Here is a 16,480-nt window from a genome sequence, read left to right on the forward strand (position 1 = left end):
CGCTGCCATGGTCTTCCGCATTTCGCTGGCACTCGTCGTGCTGCTGTCGCTCGTCGCCGGTGTCGCGCCGGTGCGCTTCGGCGAAGTCACCGGTGCCGCGCTGGCCGCGGTGCTCGCGCACGCGGGCTGGCTGTACCTGCTGATCGTGTTCCTCACGCTCGCGTTCCTCGCCTGGCTGGCGTTCGGGCCGACCGGGCGCCTGCGCATCGGCGGGCGCGACGCCGAGCCCCAGTTCTCCAGCCCGGTGTGGCTGGCGATGCTGTTCGCCGCGGGCATGGGCATCGGCCTGGTCTTCTGGGGCGCGGCCGAGCCGGTCTCGCACCTGGTGAAGCCGCCCGAGGGCCTGCCGCCGGGCACGCCGCAGGCCGCGCGCGCGGCGATGCGCTACACCTTCTTCCACTGGGGCCTGCATCCGTGGGCGATCTACGCGCTGATGGGCCTTGCGATCGCGTGGTTCCAGTACAACCGCAGCGGGCGCGGACTGGTCAGCGACCTGCTGCAGCCGCTGATCGGCGACCGCCACCTGGGCTGGATCGGCGGCGTGGTCAACGTGGTGGCGGTGGTCGCGACCGCGATCGGCGTCGCCACCACGCTGGGCTTCGGCACGATGCAGATCAGCGCCGGCATGACGCGTGTGTTCGGACTGCCGGGTGGACTCGGCATGCAGCTGGCGGTGATCGGGGTGTGCTTCGTGCTGTACATGGCGTCCAGCGCCAGCGGCGTGGATCGCGGCATCAAGTGGCTGTCGACCTTCAACCTCGCGCTCGCCGGCCTGCTGCTGGTGGCGGTGGCGCTGCTGGGGCCGACCGGCTTCATCTTCGAGACCTTCACCACGTCGCTGGGCAGCTACCTCGACCACCTGGTCGAGATGAGCCTGACCATGACGCCGTTCTCCGGCAGCACCTGGGTGGCCGACTGGACGATCTTCTACTGGGCCTGGTGGATCTCGTGGTCGCCGTTCGTGGGGGCGTTCATCGCCCGCGTCTCCTACGGGCGCAGCGTGCGCGAATTCGTGCTGGGCGTGGTCGTGGTGCCGAGCCTGCTGGGCTTCGCCTGGTTCTCGACCTTCGGCGGCGCCGCGCTGTGGGGCCAGATCTTCGGTGGCGCGGACATGGCCGGTGCGCTCGCGAACGGCTACGAGACGGTGCTGTTCGACATGTACGCGATGTTGCCGTGGCCGGGCCTGCTCTCGGCGCTGACCATCCTGCTGCTGGTGATCTTCTTCGTGACCTCGGCCGACTCCGCGGTGCTGGTGCTGGGCTCGATGTCGAGCGAGCACGCGGGGGATCCGACGCTCGCGCGGAAGTTCGCCTGGGGCGTCGCCATCGCGCTGATCGCCGCGGCCATGCTCGTCGCCGGCGGGCTGGAGGCGCTGCAGGCACTGATCACCGTGGCCGCGCTGCCGTTCGCGCTGCTGATGGTGGGCGTGATGGTCGGCCTGCACCGCGTGCTCGCGCTGGAAGTGCTGCGCGAGAAGGCCGAGGAGCGACGGACCCGCCGCGCGGTCGCCGACTGGATCGCGCGCGAGCAGCAGGAGCGCGGACCCGGGCGCGGCGAGGGTGAGGGCGGGTGAGAAAAGTCGAAGCCCCGGCGGAGTGCCGGGGCTTCTGCGGACCCGTGCGGATCGACGAGGGGAGAGCACACGGGTCGCGCAGACGTGGGACAGCGCAGCCGGCCGGAGGTTCCGCGCAGACGACGGCAATTTCCTGAATGCGCCCGATCGCCGGGAATCCCGGCGGGGCGCAGCCTGCCGACGGGCCGCATCGGACGGCGTCGCGTGCCGGCACGGCCGCGGGTTGCACCAGGTTGGCCGCGCGCCGCCATCGCCTGATATACTTCCGGGGCTTTACGGGGCCGATTCAAGCCGGGCCGGCTCCCGCACCAGGGCTACAGGACACCATGCTCAATCCCCTTGCCGCAGGAACGCGGCTGGTGCGGCGCACGATCGCCTTCCAGGTGGTCGCGGTCGCCGCGCTTTCGCTTGCGCTGCTGGCGAAGGGTCCCGCGTGGTCCCTGGCGGCACTGGCGGGCGGCGGGGCCATCGCCGCGGGCGGCGCGCTGTACGGCGTGCTCGCGCTGGGTGGCGGCATCGGTCCCGCCGCCGGCGCGCTGTCGCGCCTGGTGCTGGGACTGCTGGCGAAGTGGTTGGTGGTGATCGCGACGCTGTTCATCGCGATCGCCGTGGCGAGGCTGCCGGCCCTGGCAGTGATCGGGGGCGCGGTCGTCGCCCTGGTGGCACAGGTGCTGGCCATGGCCAGCGGACATCGAAACAGGAATTCATGACATGGCGGCTGCGGCGGATCTCACCCCCACCAGCTACATCCAGCACCACCTGCAGAACCTGACCGCGTCGGTCGGCGAGGGGTCGTTCATGACCCTGCACGTCGATACGCTGGTCAGCTCGCTGGCGATGGGGCTGCTGATCACCTTCCTGTTCTGGGCCGGTACCCGCCGCGCCACCGCCGGCGTGCCCGGCAAGTGGCAGGCCTTCGTCGAGATCATGCTCGAGTTCGTCGACCGCCAGGCCCGCGACACCTACCACGGTTCCAGCAAGCTGGTGACGCCCATCGCGATCACCCTGTTCTTCTGGATCCTGATGATGAACATGCTGAAGTTCATCCCGGCCGACTTCTTCGCCGTCCCGCTGTCCTGGATCGGCGTCGAGTACTGGAAGCCGGTGCCCACGGCCGACGTCAACGCCACGCTCGGCCTGTCGATCAGCGTGTTCTTCCTGATGCTGTTCTTCGCCCTGCGCTCGAAGGGCCTCGGCGGATTCACCAAGGAATTCCTGACCGCGCCGTTCGGCAAGTGGATGATGCCCTTCAACCTCATCCTCAACATCGTCGAGTGGCTGTCGAAGCCGATCTCGCTGGCGATGCGACTGTTCGGCAACATGTTCGGCGGCGAGATCGTCTTCCTGCTGATCTGGGTCCTCGGCGGCGCCAGCCTCCTCGGCCTCATCGGCGGTGCGCTGTTCGGCTTCGGCTGGATGATCTTCCACATCCTGGTGATCCCGCTGCAGGCCTTCATCTTCATGATGCTGTCGATCGTCTACCTGAGCCTGTCGGAAGACAGCCACTGAGTCACCGCTTCATCCAGTTCCACCCTTCACCTTTCGTCCAACCCTCAAAGCACCACGCCCGGAGATCACCATGGAAACCATCCTCGCCACGCTTGCCCAGGTCCAGGCCTCGACCGCCCTCGGTATCGGCATCATGATCGGCCTCGCCGCGCTCGGCGCCGGTCTCGGCCTCGCCATCATGTCGGGCAAGTTCCTCGAGTCGGCCGCGCGCCAGCCGGAGCTGATCCCGGTGCTGCAGGTCCGCATGTTCATCACCGCCGGCCTGATCGACGCCGCGTTCATCATCTCGGTCGCCGTCGGCCTGCTGTTCGCCTTCGCCAGCCCGTTCATCGGTCCGTGGACCGAGCAGCTGGCGCGACTGGCCGGCTGATCGCCTCGCCGCGCACGGTACGGGCGGCATCCGCCGCCCGGGCCCCGCAGCAAGGCCGGCATGCGCCCCGCATGCCCCGACCACCACGACAGGCACTGCCATGAACATCAATCTCACCCTGATCGCCCAGGCGCTTTCGTTCGCTGCGCTGATCTGGCTGATCGCCACCTTCGTCTGGCCGCCGCTGCTCAAGGCCATCGAGGAGCGCCAGCAGAAGATCGCCGAGGGCCTCGCCGCCGCCGACAACAGCCAGCGCGCGCTTGCGCAGGCCCAGGACACGGCGAACGAGGAGCTCAAGGCCGCGCGCAGCAAGGCCAACGAGATCATCGACCAGGCGCACCAGCGCGCCAACCAGATCGTCGACGCCGCGCGCGTGGAAGCGCAGACCGAGGCCATCCGGCAGAAGGCCATGTTCGACGCGGAGATCGAGGCCTCGGCCAATCGTGCCCGCGAGGACCTGCGCCGCCAGGTGTCCGCGCTCGCCGTCACCGGCGCGGAGAAGCTGCTGAAGCGTGAGATCGACGCCAGCGCCCACAAGGCGCTGCTCGACGAACTCGCCGCGGAGATCTGAGCCCGATGAGCCAGGAGATCACCCTCGCCCGTCCCTACGCCCGCGCCGCCTTCGGCATCGCGCGCGACCGCGGCGATTTCGCGGGCTGGTCGAAGGCGCTGGCGTTCTCCGCCCGCGTCGCGGCCGATCCGCGCGTCGCGCCGCTGCTGGGCCACCCCTCGCTGGCCGATGCCGACGCCGTCGAGCTGCTGGCCATCGACGGCGCGGACGCTGGACAGCGCGATTTCCTCGCGCTGCTGGCGACCAATGGCCGCCTGGCCCAGCTGCCCGAGATCGCCGGCCTCTACGAGGACCTGCGCGCCGAGGCCGAGAACGTCGTGCGCGCCACGGTGACCTCCGCCGCGGAGCTGTCGGAGTCCGAGATGGCCGGCATCCGTGCCGCGCTGGAGCGCCGCTTCGGTGCCGCGGTCGAGGTCGAGACCGCGGTCGATCCCGCGCTCATCGGCGGCGCCATCATCAGCGCGGGGGATGTCGTCATCGACGGCTCGCTGCGCGGCAAGCTCGCGCGCCTGCAGTCGGCGCTGAGCCAGTAAGCACAGGGCGCCGCGGCCATCCCGCCGCGGCGCCACCACAAGATCCACTTACCGCGCACCACCACCGCTGGCGCGCACCGAGGAACCGGAAATGGCAAGCACCCAGCTCAACCCCTCTGAAATCAGCGAACTGATCAAGAGCCGCATCGAGAAGGTCAAGCTGGCCGCCGAGGCGCGCAACGAGGGCACGGTCACCTCCGTGTCCGACGGCATCGTGCGCATCTACGGCCTGGCCGACGTGATGCAGGGCGAAATGATCGAGCTGCCGAACGACACGTTCGCGCTCGCCCTGAACCTCGAGCGCGACTCCGTCGGCGCCGTGGTCCTGGGTGACTACGAGCACCTGCGCGAGGGCGACGTGGCCAAGACCACCGGCCGCATCCTCGAAGTGCCGGTGGGTCCCGAGCTGCTGGGCCGCGTGGTCAACGCGCTCGGCGAGCCGATCGACGGCAAGGGTCCGATCACCGCGTCGCTGACCGCGCCGGTCGAGCGCGTGGCCCCGGGCGTCATCTGGCGCAAGTCGGTCGACCAGCCGGTGCAGACCGGCTACAAGTCGGTCGACGCCATGATCCCGATCGGCCGCGGCCAGCGCGAGCTGATCATCGGCGACCGCCAGACCGGCAAGACCGCGATGGCCATCGACGCCGTGATCAACCAGAAGGGCACGGGCATCAAGTGCGTGTACGTGGCGATCGGCCAGAAGGCCTCGACCGTCGCCAACATCGTGCGCAAGCTCGAGGAGAACGGCGCCCTGGCGCACACGATCGTGGTCGCCGCCACGGCGTCCGAGTCGGCCGCGATGCAGTACATCAGCGCCTACGCCGGCTGCACCATGGGCGAGTACTTCATGGACCGCGGCGAAGACGCGCTGATCGTCTACGACGACCTGTCCAAGCAGGCCGTGGCCTACCGCCAGATCTCGCTGCTGCTGCGCCGCCCGCCGGGCCGCGAGGCGTATCCGGGTGACGTGTTCTACCTGCACAGCCGCCTGCTCGAGCGCGCCGCGCGCGTGTCCGAGGACTACGTCGAGAAGTTCACCGAGGGCAAGGTCACCGGCAAGACCGGTTCGCTGACCGCGCTGCCGATCATCGAGACCCAGGCCGGCGACGTGTCGGCGTTCGTGCCGACCAACGTGATCTCGATCACCGACGGCCAGATCTTCCTCGAGACCGACCTGTTCAACGCCGGCATCCGCCCGGCCGTGAACGCCGGCATCTCGGTGTCGCGCGTGGGTGGTTCGGCGCAGACCAAGATCATCAAGAAGCTGTCGGGCGGCATCCGCATCTCGCTGGCGCAGTACCGTGAGCTGGCTGCGTTCGCGCAGTTCGCCTCGGACCTCGACGACGCCACCCGCAAGCAGCTCGAGCGTGGCCAGCGCGTCACCGAGCTGATGAAGCAGAAGCAGTACCAGCCGATGTCGATCGCCCACCAGGCCGTGTCGATCTACGCGGTCAACGAGGGCTACCTCGACGACGTGCCGGTGAGCAAGATCGGCGCCTTCGAGGATGGCCTGCACGCGCACTTCGACAACACCGCCGGCGAGCTGGTCTCGAAGATCAACGCCAGCGGCGGCTGGAACGACGAGATCGAAGCCGCGTTCCGCAAGGGCATCGAAGACTTCAAGGCGACCGGCTCCTGGTGACGGGACCGGGCACCGGGGTCGCCTGACCCCGGTCGCCGGATCCCCTGACCAGAACCCCGAAGCAAGCAGAGCGAGCGAAGACATGGCCGGCGGCAGAGAAATCAAAACCAAGATCAAGAGCGTGCAGAACACCCGCAAGGTGACGCGCGCGCTCGAGATGGTCTCGGCCTCGAAGATCCGCAAGGCGCAGGAGCGGATGAAGGCCTCGCGCCCCTACGCCCGCGCGATGAAGCAGATGATCGGCCACCTCGCGCAGGCGAACACCGATTTCCAGCATCCGTTCCTGGTGGAGCGGGCCGAGGTCAAGCGCGTCGGCTACGTGATCGTGTCGTCCGACCGCGGCCTGGCCGGCGGCCTCAACAACAACCTGTTCCGCAAGCTGCTGGGCGAGATCCGCCAGTGGCAGGAGAAGGGCGTCGAGGTCGACGTGGTCACCATCGGCCAGAAGGCGACGGTGTTCTTCCGCCGCCTCAAGGTCGGGATGCTGGCGAGCGTCACCCACCTGGGTGACACCCCCGAGGTCGACCAGCTGGTCGGCATCGTCAAGGTGATGCTGGACGGCTACACCGAGGGTCGCCTGGACCGCGTGTTCATGGTCTACAACGACTTCGTGAACACGATGACCCAGCGGGCCGCCTTCGACCAGCTGCTGCCGCTGCCGCCGTCGGACGAGAAGCTGGTGACCCATGACTGGGACTACCTGTACGAGCCCGACGCGCAGACCGTGCTCGAGCACGTGCTGACCCGCTACATCGAGTCGCTGGTGTACCAGGCGGTGATGGAGAACATCGCCTCCGAGCACGCCGCGCGCATGGTCGCGATGAAGGCCGCGAGCGACAACGCGAACAAGCTGATCGACACGCTGAACCTGGTCTACAACAAGGCCCGGCAGGCGGCGATCACCCAGGAAATCTCCGAGATCGTCGGCGGCGCGGCGGCGGTCTGATCCAGACAGCATGTGGGAGGGGCCCGACGGCCCGGTCCCGAAGAATCGCGGCCATGGCCGCTCCCACAACGAAAGAACACAGCAAGTTTCAGAGGACCAGGCAATGAGCAACCAGGGCAAGATCGTTCAGATCATCGGCGCGGTCGTCGACGTGGAATTCCCGCGCAGCGAAGTGCCGAAGGTGTACGACGCACTGAAGGTCGAAGGCACCGAGATCACCCTCGAAGTGCAGCAGCAGCTCGGCGACGGCATCGTGCGCGCGATTGCGCTCGGTTCGACCGACGGCCTGAAGCGGAACCTGATCGCCACGAACACCGGCACCGGCATCGTGGTGCCCGTGGGCGCCGGTACGCTCGGTCGCATCATGGACGTGCTGGGCCGCCCGATCGACGAGGCCGGTCCGGTCGACGCCTCGGCGCACTGGGAAATCCACCGCGCGGCGCCGTCGTACGAGGACCAGTCGTCCTCCGCCGAGCTGCTGGAAACCGGTATCAAGGTCATCGACCTGATGTGCCCGTTCGCGAAGGGCGGCAAGGTCGGCCTGTTCGGCGGCGCCGGCGTCGGCAAGACCGTGAACATGATGGAACTCATCAACAACATCGCCAAGGCGCACGAAGGCCTGTCGGTGTTCGCAGGCGTCGGTGAGCGGACCCGCGAGGGCAACGACTTCTACCACGAGATGAAGGACTCCAACGTCCTCGACAAGGTGGCGATGGTCTACGGCCAGATGAACGAGCCGCCGGGTAATCGTCTCCGTGTGGCGCTGACCGGCCTGACCATGGCCGAGTACTTCCGCGACGAGAAGGACGCGTCGGGCAAGGGCAAGGACGTGCTGCTGTTCGTCGACAACATCTACCGCTACACGCTGGCCGGTACCGAAGTGTCGGCGCTGCTGGGCCGCATGCCGTCGGCAGTGGGCTACCAGCCGACCCTGGCCGAGGAAATGGGCGTGCTGCAGGAGCGCATCACCTCGACGAAGTCCGGCTCGATCACCTCCGTGCAGGCCGTGTACGTGCCCGCGGACGACCTGACCGACCCGTCGCCGGCGACCACCTTCGCCCACCTCGACGCCACCGTCGTGCTGAGCCGCAACATCGCTTCGCTGGGCATCTACCCGGCGGTCGATCCGCTGGACTCCACCAGCCGCCTGCTCGACCCGAACGTGATCGGTGCCGAGCACTACGACACCGCGCGCAAGGTCCAGTCGACGCTGCAGAAGTACAAGGAGCTCAAGGACATCATCGCGATCCTGGGCATGGACGAGCTGTCGGAAGAGGACAAGCAGGCCGTGTCGCGCGCGCGCAAGATCGAGCGCTTCTTCTCGCAGCCCTTCCACGTGGCCGAGGTGTTCACCGGCTCGCCGGGCAAGTACGTGCCGCTGAAGGAAACCATCCGCGGCTTCAAGGGCATCGTGGACGGCGAGTACGACCACCTGCCGGAGCAGGCGTTCTACATGGTCGGCGGCATCGACGAGGCGGTCGAGAAGGCCGCGAAGATGGCCGAGAAGGCTTGAGAAAGGCAGGGACATGACCACCATCCGTTGCGACATCGTCAGCGCCGAGGCCGAGATCTTCCGCGGCGAGGCCACCCTGGTGGTCGTCACCGGTGAAGTCGGCGAACTCGGCATCGCGCCGCGCCACGCGCCGCTGATCACGCGGCTCAAGCCCGGCAAGGTCGTCGTGACGCAGGCCAACGGCGAGAAGCTCGACTTCGCCATCAGCGGCGGCATCCTCGAGGTGCAGCCGCAGGTGGTGACGATCCTGGCCGACACCGCGATCCGCGCCGACGAGATCGACGAGGAAAAGGTGCGCAAGGCCAAGGAAGAGGCCGAGCGCGTGCTCGCCGGCCGCGGCGAGGCGATGGACATCGCCGAGGCGCAGCAGAAGATGGCCGAAGTCGCGGCGCAGCTGCAGGCGCTGGAGCGCCTGCGCAAGAACCTCAAGCACTGAGCGGCATCACCAGCGGTCTCCGGAAAGCCCCGCCATCGCGCGGGGCTTTTCTTTTGGTTCTTCTCCGGCGTGGGGGCAAAGCTTTGTGCAGCGCTGCGGCGCTTTGACGCATGGCCTGCTGCCGCTCATGTCCCCCGATGCCGGCCCACCGGGCCGGCATCTCCTCCTTGACTTCCCGTCAGCAGGCCACGCGCCAAAGCGATGCAGGGCTGCGGGCGCTCCGCGGAAGAGCCAAAGCGATGCAGGGCCGCGGGTGCGCCGCACAATAGCCAAAGCCGCGTGCCTCGCCGATCATCTGCCCTGCGCCCTGCGCCCTGCGCCCTGCGCCCTGCGCCCAGCGCCCAGCGCCCAGCGACCAGCGACCAGCGGCCAGCGGCCAGCGGCCGAACCGATCCGGACTGCGGTGCGATGCCTGCTGACGGGAAGTCAAGGAGGAGGCTCCGGCCGCAGGTCGGAGACGGGGGACATGAGCGGCAGCAGGCATCGCATCGCAGCACCGCCAAACGTCCCGCCAAGCGCCCCGCCAAGCGCCGCGCCGCACGGCGTTCCGCAACCTGCCGACGTGCAGGCGCAGGCCAGAACCGGCGCCGGCCCGGCCCGGCCGAGGCTCAGCGCCGGTAGATCCAGTGCCGCGAGGCGATGAAGCCGAGCACGCCGAGACCCACTTCCACGAGGGGCTTCGCGAGCCAGGCCCACTTGCGGCCGAGGATGTCGTCGATGGCTTCGATCGCGACCGTGCTCAGCAGGGTCAGCACCAGCCAGATGACCACGAAGCGCAGCAGCTGCCGGCGCCCGAGCCCGCGCCCGTCGCCGGCGAAGGTGATCTTGCCGTTGGCCCAGAAGCCGAGAAGCGCCCCGCAGATGCGGCCGGCGACGTTGGCTAGGCCGATGCGCAGGCCGAGGTGGCTGAGCAGCACCATGACGCCCCAGTCGAGCAGCCACTGCACGCAGCCGATCAGCACGTAGCTCGATCCCTGGCGGCCGAGGCTCACGGCGCGATGGCTCCGGGCGCCGGCGCGTCGGGCCGCGGCAGGCGCCACCATTCGATGCCCTCGACCGTGGCTTCGTGGCGCGCACCCGCCAGCCGCAGGGCGGCGCGACGTGGCGCAGGCAGGCGCTCCGCGTGCAGCACAAGCTCGGCGATGCCTTCGCGCTGCCAGAGCGCCACCCAGGCCGCGCCGCTGGCGTCGGCATCGGCGATGTTTGCCGCGGCGGCGAGCGAGGGGTCGTACCAGGAGGGGGCGCGTGCGCGCGAGGCCATCTCGGCGAGCATCGGCGTGTCGAGGTCGAGGACGAGCAGGTTGCCCGATGGTCCGCCTTCCGCACTCCAGCGCTCGCGCACCGCCTGGGCGAGCAGCCGCTCGGGCGCGTATTCCGCCAGCAGCGGCGCGTCGCGGCCCAGGGCGACGAGGCTTTCCTTTACCGCGCCGGTGCGCAGCATCCAGTGCCCATTGGCCTGGAACAGCAGGTTGGCGATGCAGGTGGCGACGACCACCACATGGCCGCTGCGGGGCGCGGACGCGAACGCCGCGACCACCAGCGGCGGAAGCGCCAGCACCATCGCGGGATAGGCGTAGCGCAGGTACTGGGTCGCCAGCAGCGGCAGCGCCAGCATCAGCAGCGCGAGCGCGGCCAGCGCACGCGTCCGGCGCCGCGCCAGCGCGAGCAGCCACGCCCCGCCGAGCGCCACCAGCACGAAGCCGCCGCCGCCGGCATGGGCTTCGAGGTAGTCGGGCGTCTGGAAGGTCATGCGCCACGGCAGCGTCGGACCGAAGCCCTTGTGCCAGCGTTCGTCGACGAAGTCGCCGCCGAACCAGGGCGAGCCGAAGAGGTCGTTCATCAGCGGCAGCACCGGGTTGCCCGCGATCGCCCAGGCGTACGCATAGCTGCTGCCGCCGATGGCGAGCAGCAGGCCCAGGCCCGCGGCCACGCTGCGCGCGTCGAGCACGCTGCGATGGCGCCAGGCCAGCCACGGCAGCAGCAGCATCGCGAAGCCGAACGCGACCAGCTTGGTGGCCGCAAGCATTCCCGTCAGCGCGCACGCGGCCAGCAGGGTCCTGCGCGACGGGGCCGTGCATCCCGGCAGCGCCGCCCAGCACAGCAGCGCGGCGGTGGGCAGCTCGGTCTGCATGCCCATGGCGAGCACCGCGGTCAGCGGCAGGCTGCCGAACAGCGCCACCGTCCACGCGCGGGCGCGCCGGTCGCCGCCAAGCGCGCCGGCCAGGCGCCACAGCGCACATGCGCACAGCAGCAGCCAGAGTGCGTTGAGCGCGCCGCGTGCTTCCGCGCCGGCGATCAGCTGCGGGATTGCCTGCAGCACGTCGGCGGCCCAGGGCGCCAGCGCCCAGACGTGGACGTCGGGATCCATGGCCAGGCGGCCGTCGAGCTGCAGCGACCACGGCAGCAGCAGGTGGTAGGCGACGTCGTCCTGCTGCGCGGTGGGAACCCAGCAGCCGGTGGCGGCCAGTCCCAGCAGCATGACCGCCAGCGTGGCGGGCCGCGGCGCCGCGGCAACCGTGTCGCGCCACTGCGCCAGCGCGGTGCGCAGCGACGCCTGCAGGGCGCGGTGCCGCCAGACGACCAGCACCAACGCGACGGCCAGCCAGCTCCCGCGCGTGTGCACCGGCAGCGGCAGCAGCCAGCCCGCCAGTCCTGCGACCAGCGCCAGGCCGGTCACGCACTGGGCGGCGGCGTCCGCGCGCGGCAACAGCAGGCTGCCCGTGGCGATCGCGGCGAGGGCGACGAGTGCCACCGCCAGCATCGGCAGCGGCCCCCCCAGCCACGCCAGCGCCAGCAGCCAGGCGATGGCCAGCCCATGCGCGGGCGCGAGTCCGCGGACGCGGTGGAGGATCCGGGCGATCCCGGCTGCGCCAAGCGCGATGACCAGCAGGGCGACGCTGCGCGCAGGCACCCATTCGGCGGGCAGTCCATGGCCGAGGATGCCGGCAAGACAGGCGACGCCGCCCGCCCACAGCACCACGGCCGGCCAGCGGGCATCGGCTCTGAACGTGGGCGTGGCGACGGACACGGGCTGCGGATGAGGGCCCTGCGACATCGCGCGCATGCTAGCAGAGGGTCGCACTAGAATGGCCGCGATCAAGCAACAGGACAGGCCATGCCCGCGACCCCCGAAACCGCTTCCGCCACCGCCGCGCCCGGCGACCTGCACGTCGTCATCCTCGCCGCCGGCGAAGGCAAGCGGATGAAGTCCGCGATGCCCAAGGTGCTGCAGAAGATCGCCGGCAAGCCGATGCTGTCGCACGTGCTCGCCGCCGCCCGCGAGCTCTCGCCGGCGGCGATCCACGTGGTCTACGGCCACGGCGGCGACCAGGTGCGCGAGGCCTACCGGCACCGCTCCGACATTAACTGGGTCGAGCAGGCGAGCCAGCTTGGCACCGGCCATGCGGTGCGCGAGGCGATGCCCGACGTGCCCGATGGCGCGCAGGTGCTGGTGCTCTACGGCGACGTGCCGCTGATCACCGCGGCGACGCTGCGCCGCCTGCTCGCGGCCGGCGGGCGGATCGCGGTGCTGGTGGCCGAACTCGAGAACCCGCGCGGCTACGGGCGCGTGGTGCGCGACCCGCAGGGCAACGTCGGCGCGATCGTCGAGGAAAAGGACGCCGACGCCGAGCAGCGCCGGATCAACATCGTCAACACCGGCGTGCTGGCGGTCGAGTCCACGGCGCTGAAGAACTGGCTGCAGCGCCTGTCCAGCGACAACGCGCAGGGCGAGTACTACCTGACCGACATCTTCTCGATGGCCGCGGCCGAGTACAGCGCGGCCGAGATGGTGCTGGTCGACGACCCGGTGGAAACCGAGGGCGCGAACGATCCCTGGCAGCTCTCCCAGCTCGAACGCGCGATGCAGCAGCGGCGCGTGCGCGCGCTCTGCGCCGACGGCGCGCGCTTCGCCGATCCGGCGCGGGTCGACATCCGCGGCGAGGTGGTGGTGGGCCGCGACGTCGAGATCGACGTCGACGTCGTGCTGGAAGGTCGCGTCGTGCTGGGCGACGGCGTGCGCATCGGGCCCTTCTGCCGGATCCGCGACGCCGAGCTGGGTGCCGGGACCGTCGTGCGCGCGCACTGCGACATCGAAGGGGCCACCATCGAGGGCGCCGCGCAGGTGGGGCCGTTCGCGCGCCTGCGCCCGGGCACGGTGCTCGCCGACGGCGTGCATATCGGCAACTTCGTCGAGACCAAGAACGCCGCGCTCGGCGTCGGCAGCAAGGCCAACCACCTGAGCTATCTCGGCGACGCCGACATCGGTGCCGGGGTGAACATCGGCGCCGGCACCATCACCTGCAACTACGATGGCGCCAACAAGTCGACCACGACGATCGCCGATGGCGCCTTCATCGGCTCGAACGCTTCGCTGGTGGCGCCGGTGACCATCGGGCGCGATGCCACGATCGGCGCAGGTTCGGTGATCACCAGCGACGCGCCGGACGGCAGGCTGACGATCGCCCGCGGACGGCAGCTGAGCATCGATGGCTGGCAGCGCCCGACAAAGCAGCCGAAGCAGCCGGCCTGATCCCGGGGCCGCGGGACCGGGGCCGCGGCACCGGGGCCACTGTAGGAGCGGCTATAGCCGCGATGGCGGGACACCGGATCGCGGCTATAGCCGCTCCTACAGGGCGCAGCCCGCGCAGTCCGCGCGGCGCGCGCGGAGCGCCGGAGCGCCGGAGCGCCGCTGGTGCGGTGCGTGTGTGGGGAGTGCGCGCCTCAGGCGGGCAACACCAGCGTCACGCACAGCCCGCCGTCTTCGCGGTTCGCCAGCGCGATGCGGCCGCCGTGGGCCTCGGCGATCTCGCGGCTGAGCGCCAGCCCCAGGCCGGTGCCGTGGCGCTTGGTGGAATAGAACGGCAGCAGCGCGTTGGCCAGCACCGGCTCGTTCATGCCGCTGCCGCGGTCCAGCACGTCGACGCGCCAGGCATCCGGCAGCCGGCGCAGGCCCAGGCGCACGTCGCCCGCGGCGGAGCCCGACTCGTGCGCGTTCTTCAACAGGTTCAGCAGCGCCTGCTCCAGCTGCGCGGCGTCGGCGCGCACGTGGCCCTCGACGTGGCCTTCGATGCCGAAGTCGACCTGGCTGCGCAGCCGCTCGAGGAAGCTGCGCCATTCCAGCGCCTCGAGCCGCGGCGAGGGCAGCTTGGCGAAGCGCGCGTAGTCGCGGATGAAGCCCTCGAGGTGGCGCGCGCGCTCCTCGATCGTGGCCAGCGCGGCCGGCAGCCGTTCGTACTGGCCGCGCCGCAGCAGTTCGCCGCCCGAATGCGCCAGCGAGGCGATCGGCGCCAGCGAGTTGTTGAGCTCGTGGCTGATCACCCGGATCACCTTCTTCCAGACCTGCACTTCCTGGCGGCGCAGTTCGGCGGTGAGCTGGCGCAGCAGCAGCAGCTCGTGGCGGCGGCCGTTGAGCCGGAACAGCCGGCGCGACAGGTGGTAGATGTCCTCGTCGTCGTCGCTGCCGACGGTGAACATGCCGTCGCCGCCGCGGGCGAAGGCCTCGCGCATCGCTTCGGGCACGCGCTCGAGGAGTTCCGGGAACGAGACCCCCTCCAGCCTGTGGCCGTCACCGAGCAGCTTGCGCGCCGCCAGGTTGCCGAGCACCACGTGGCCGCCGGGATCGACCAGCAGCATCGCCACCGGCGTGTTCTGCACCATGGTGTCGAGCAGGAGCTCGCGCTGCACCAGGCGCAGGCGCTGCTCGCGCAGGGTGTCGCCCAGGGCGCGATGGCTGGCGACCAGGTTGCCGAGCTCGCCGCCGCCTTCCCACGACAGGCCGAAGCTGTAGTCGCCGTCGCGGTAGCTCGCGACGCTGCCGGCCAGCGCGCGGAACAGCGAATGGGCCGGCGCGAGTAGCCGCCTGACGTGGTACAGCAGCAGTGGCAGGGGCAGGGCGATGGCGATCGGCAGCGCAAGCCAGCGCGAGGCCAGCCAGGATTCCAGCATCAGCCCCAGCGCGGTGGCGATCGCCATGTAGGCCAGCGCGAGCGCCGTGAACGAGACGCTCAGCGGCAGCCTCGGCCGGCGCGGCATCAGTCGCGCCGGATCCCGAGGCGGTCGAGGCGCCGGTACAGCGCCTGCCGCGACAGTCCGAGCTCCTGCGCCGCCTGCGCCAGCACGCCGCCGTGGCGCGCGAGCGCGGCTTCGATCGCGGCGCGGTCGGGTTCGTCGGCCGCGGGCACCGTCGTCGACGGCGCCGCGGGCGACGCTGGCAGGCCAAGCGCATCGCCTGCGATCACGTCGCCGGCCGACAGCAGCGCCGCGCGCTGCACGACGTTGCGCAGTTCGCGCACGTTGCCGGGCCAGCCATGGCGGAGCAGGGCGCGCCCGGCGTCGGCCGACAGCTGCTTCCCGGCCGGGAGAAAGTGGCGCGCCAGCGGCAGGATGTCGTCCGGCCGGTCGGCCAACGGCAGGAGCTTCAGCTCCACCGCGTTGAGGCGGTAGTACAGGTCTTCGCGGAAGCGGCCGTCGCGGATCATCACCGCGAGATCGGCATTGGTCGCGCTGACCACGCGCACGCGCACCTGGCGCTCGCGGTTGCCGCCCAGTCGCGCGAAGCGCCCGGTCTCGAGCACGCGCAGCAGCTTCATCTGCCCGGCCGCCGGCAGGTTGCCGATCTCGTCGAGGAACAGCGTTCCGCCGTCGGCGGCTTCGAACTTGCCCTCGCGCGCCTTGCCCGCGCCGGTATAGGCGCCGGCCTCCGCGCCGAACAGCTCGGCCTCGATCAGCTCACCGGGCAGCGCGCCGCAGTTGAGCGCCACGAACGGCCCGTCCTTGGCCATCGAATTCGCGTGCACGATCTCGGCCACCTTCTCCTTGCCCGATCCGTTCGGCCCGGTCACCAGCACCGGCAGCTCGGAGCGCGCGACCTGGCAGGCCAGCGACAGCAGTCGCTCGCTGGCGGGATCGGCATAGACCACGCCGCGCAGGTCGTGGCCGCGCGACAGCGCGTCGCGCCGCCGCCGCTCGCCGCTGCGGTGCCGCGCCAGTTCGCGCCGCGCCTCGGACAGCTCCAGCAGGTTGTTGACCGTCGCCAGCAGCCTGCGGTCGTCCCAGGGCTTGCCGAGGTAGTCGGCGGCCCCGGCCTTGACCAGGTCCACCGCCGACTCGAGGTGGGTCCACGCGGTGAGCAGGATCACCGGCAGGTCGGGCTCCTGCGCGCGGATGGCGTGGAAGAGCGCGATGCCTTCCTCGCCCGACGTGGTGTCGACGTGGAAGTTCATGTCCTGTACCACCAGGTCGATGCCGCCCCCGCGCAGCCGCGCCAGTCCCTGTTCCGGCGACTGCGCGGCCACCGCGTCGATGTCATGCAGCGAGAACAGCAGCTCCAGCGCGGTCGCGACGGCGGGGTTGTCGTCGATGATCAGGACGGTAGGCATCGGTCCGG

The 16,480-nt window shown here is 70.4% G+C and carries 15 protein-coding genes; 11 read left to right on the forward strand and 4 right to left on the reverse strand.

The window, feature by feature from the left end; genetic code table 11:
* Window positions 1-7: 7 nt before the first annotated feature.
* From JGR68_RS01595 to JGR68_RS01640, 10 genes are all read left to right on the forward strand, one after another.
* Window positions 8-1,573, forward strand: a complete 1,566-nt coding sequence (locus tag JGR68_RS01595; RefSeq protein ID WP_199360090.1) for a BCCT family transporter — start codon at window positions 8-10, stop codon at window positions 1,571-1,573.
* Between the two features lie 326 nt (window positions 1,574-1,899).
* Entirely contained in the window at window positions 1,900-2,283 is a 384-nt protein-coding gene (locus tag JGR68_RS01600) for a hypothetical protein (RefSeq protein WP_199360091.1), read from the forward strand.
* 1 nt (window position 2,284) lies between these two features.
* Window positions 2,285-3,082 carry a F0F1 ATP synthase subunit A gene (atpB, locus tag JGR68_RS01605; protein WP_199360092.1) on the forward strand — a complete coding sequence of 266 codons (798 nt, stop codon included), beginning with the start codon at window positions 2,285-2,287 and terminating at the stop codon, window positions 3,080-3,082.
* Between the two features lie 70 nt (window positions 3,083-3,152).
* Window positions 3,153-3,452, forward strand: coding sequence for a F0F1 ATP synthase subunit C (gene atpE, locus JGR68_RS01610; protein ID WP_027070003.1), 300 nt, complete (start codon window positions 3,153-3,155; stop codon window positions 3,450-3,452).
* Window positions 3,453-3,552: 100 nt separating this feature from the next.
* Entirely contained in the window at window positions 3,553-4,023 is a 471-nt protein-coding gene (locus tag JGR68_RS01615) for a F0F1 ATP synthase subunit B (protein WP_199360093.1), read from the forward strand.
* 5 nt (window positions 4,024-4,028) lie between these two features.
* Window positions 4,029-4,556 carry a F0F1 ATP synthase subunit delta gene (locus JGR68_RS01620; RefSeq protein ID WP_199360094.1) on the forward strand — a complete coding sequence of 176 codons (528 nt, stop codon included), beginning with the start codon at window positions 4,029-4,031 and terminating at the stop codon, window positions 4,554-4,556.
* Window positions 4,557-4,647: 91 nt separating this feature from the next.
* Entirely contained in the window at window positions 4,648-6,198 is a 1,551-nt protein-coding gene (gene atpA, locus JGR68_RS01625) for a F0F1 ATP synthase subunit alpha (RefSeq protein ID WP_199360095.1), read from the forward strand.
* An 82-nt stretch (window positions 6,199-6,280) separates the two neighbouring features.
* Entirely contained in the window at window positions 6,281-7,144 is an 864-nt protein-coding gene (gene atpG / locus JGR68_RS01630) for a F0F1 ATP synthase subunit gamma (RefSeq protein ID WP_199360096.1), read from the forward strand.
* Window positions 7,145-7,247: 103 nt separating this feature from the next.
* Window positions 7,248-8,657, forward strand: coding sequence for a F0F1 ATP synthase subunit beta (gene atpD / locus JGR68_RS01635; protein WP_199360097.1), 1,410 nt, complete (start codon window positions 7,248-7,250; stop codon window positions 8,655-8,657).
* A 13-nt stretch (window positions 8,658-8,670) separates the two neighbouring features.
* Window positions 8,671-9,093, forward strand: coding sequence for a F0F1 ATP synthase subunit epsilon (locus JGR68_RS01640; RefSeq protein ID WP_199360098.1), 423 nt, complete (start codon window positions 8,671-8,673; stop codon window positions 9,091-9,093).
* Window positions 9,094-9,701: 608 nt separating this feature from the next.
* On the opposite strand, the gene JGR68_RS01645 is transcribed toward JGR68_RS01640, so the two are convergent.
* Together JGR68_RS01645 and JGR68_RS01650 are read right to left on the reverse strand one after the other, a co-directional pair.
* Window positions 9,702-10,085 (reverse strand): GtrA family protein, encoded by a 384-nt coding sequence (locus JGR68_RS01645; RefSeq protein WP_199360099.1) that lies wholly within the window; start codon window positions 10,083-10,085, stop codon window positions 9,702-9,704.
* Window positions 10,082-12,148: a hypothetical protein gene (locus tag JGR68_RS01650; RefSeq protein ID WP_199360100.1), complete on the reverse strand. Its 2,067-nt coding sequence runs from the start codon at window positions 12,146-12,148 to the stop codon at window positions 10,082-10,084. The genes JGR68_RS01645 and JGR68_RS01650 overlap by 4 nt, the downstream gene beginning before the upstream one ends.
* 60 nt (window positions 12,149-12,208) lie before the next feature.
* Here JGR68_RS01650 and glmU point away from each other — a divergent pair, with 60 nt between their 5' ends.
* Entirely contained in the window at window positions 12,209-13,624 is a 1,416-nt protein-coding gene (gene glmU, locus JGR68_RS01655; RefSeq protein WP_199360101.1) for a bifunctional UDP-N-acetylglucosamine diphosphorylase/glucosamine-1-phosphate N-acetyltransferase GlmU, read from the forward strand.
* Between the two features lie 191 nt (window positions 13,625-13,815).
* On the opposite strand, the gene JGR68_RS01660 is transcribed toward glmU, so the two are convergent.
* Together JGR68_RS01660 and JGR68_RS01665 are read right to left on the reverse strand one after the other, a co-directional pair.
* On the reverse strand, window positions 13,816-15,126 hold the full coding sequence (locus JGR68_RS01660) for an ATP-binding protein (protein WP_199360102.1): 1,311 nt from the start codon (window positions 15,124-15,126) through the stop codon (window positions 13,816-13,818).
* Window positions 15,126-16,472: a sigma-54 dependent transcriptional regulator gene (locus JGR68_RS01665; protein WP_199360103.1), complete on the reverse strand. Its 1,347-nt coding sequence runs from the start codon at window positions 16,470-16,472 to the stop codon at window positions 15,126-15,128. Before JGR68_RS01665 ends, JGR68_RS01660 begins: the two co-directional genes overlap by 1 nt.
* Window positions 16,473-16,480: the final 8 nt, after the last annotated feature.

The sequence above is a fragment of the Luteimonas sp. MC1750 genome (genome assembly GCF_016615955.1).
Taxonomy (GTDB): domain Bacteria; phylum Pseudomonadota; class Gammaproteobacteria; order Xanthomonadales; family Xanthomonadaceae; genus Luteimonas.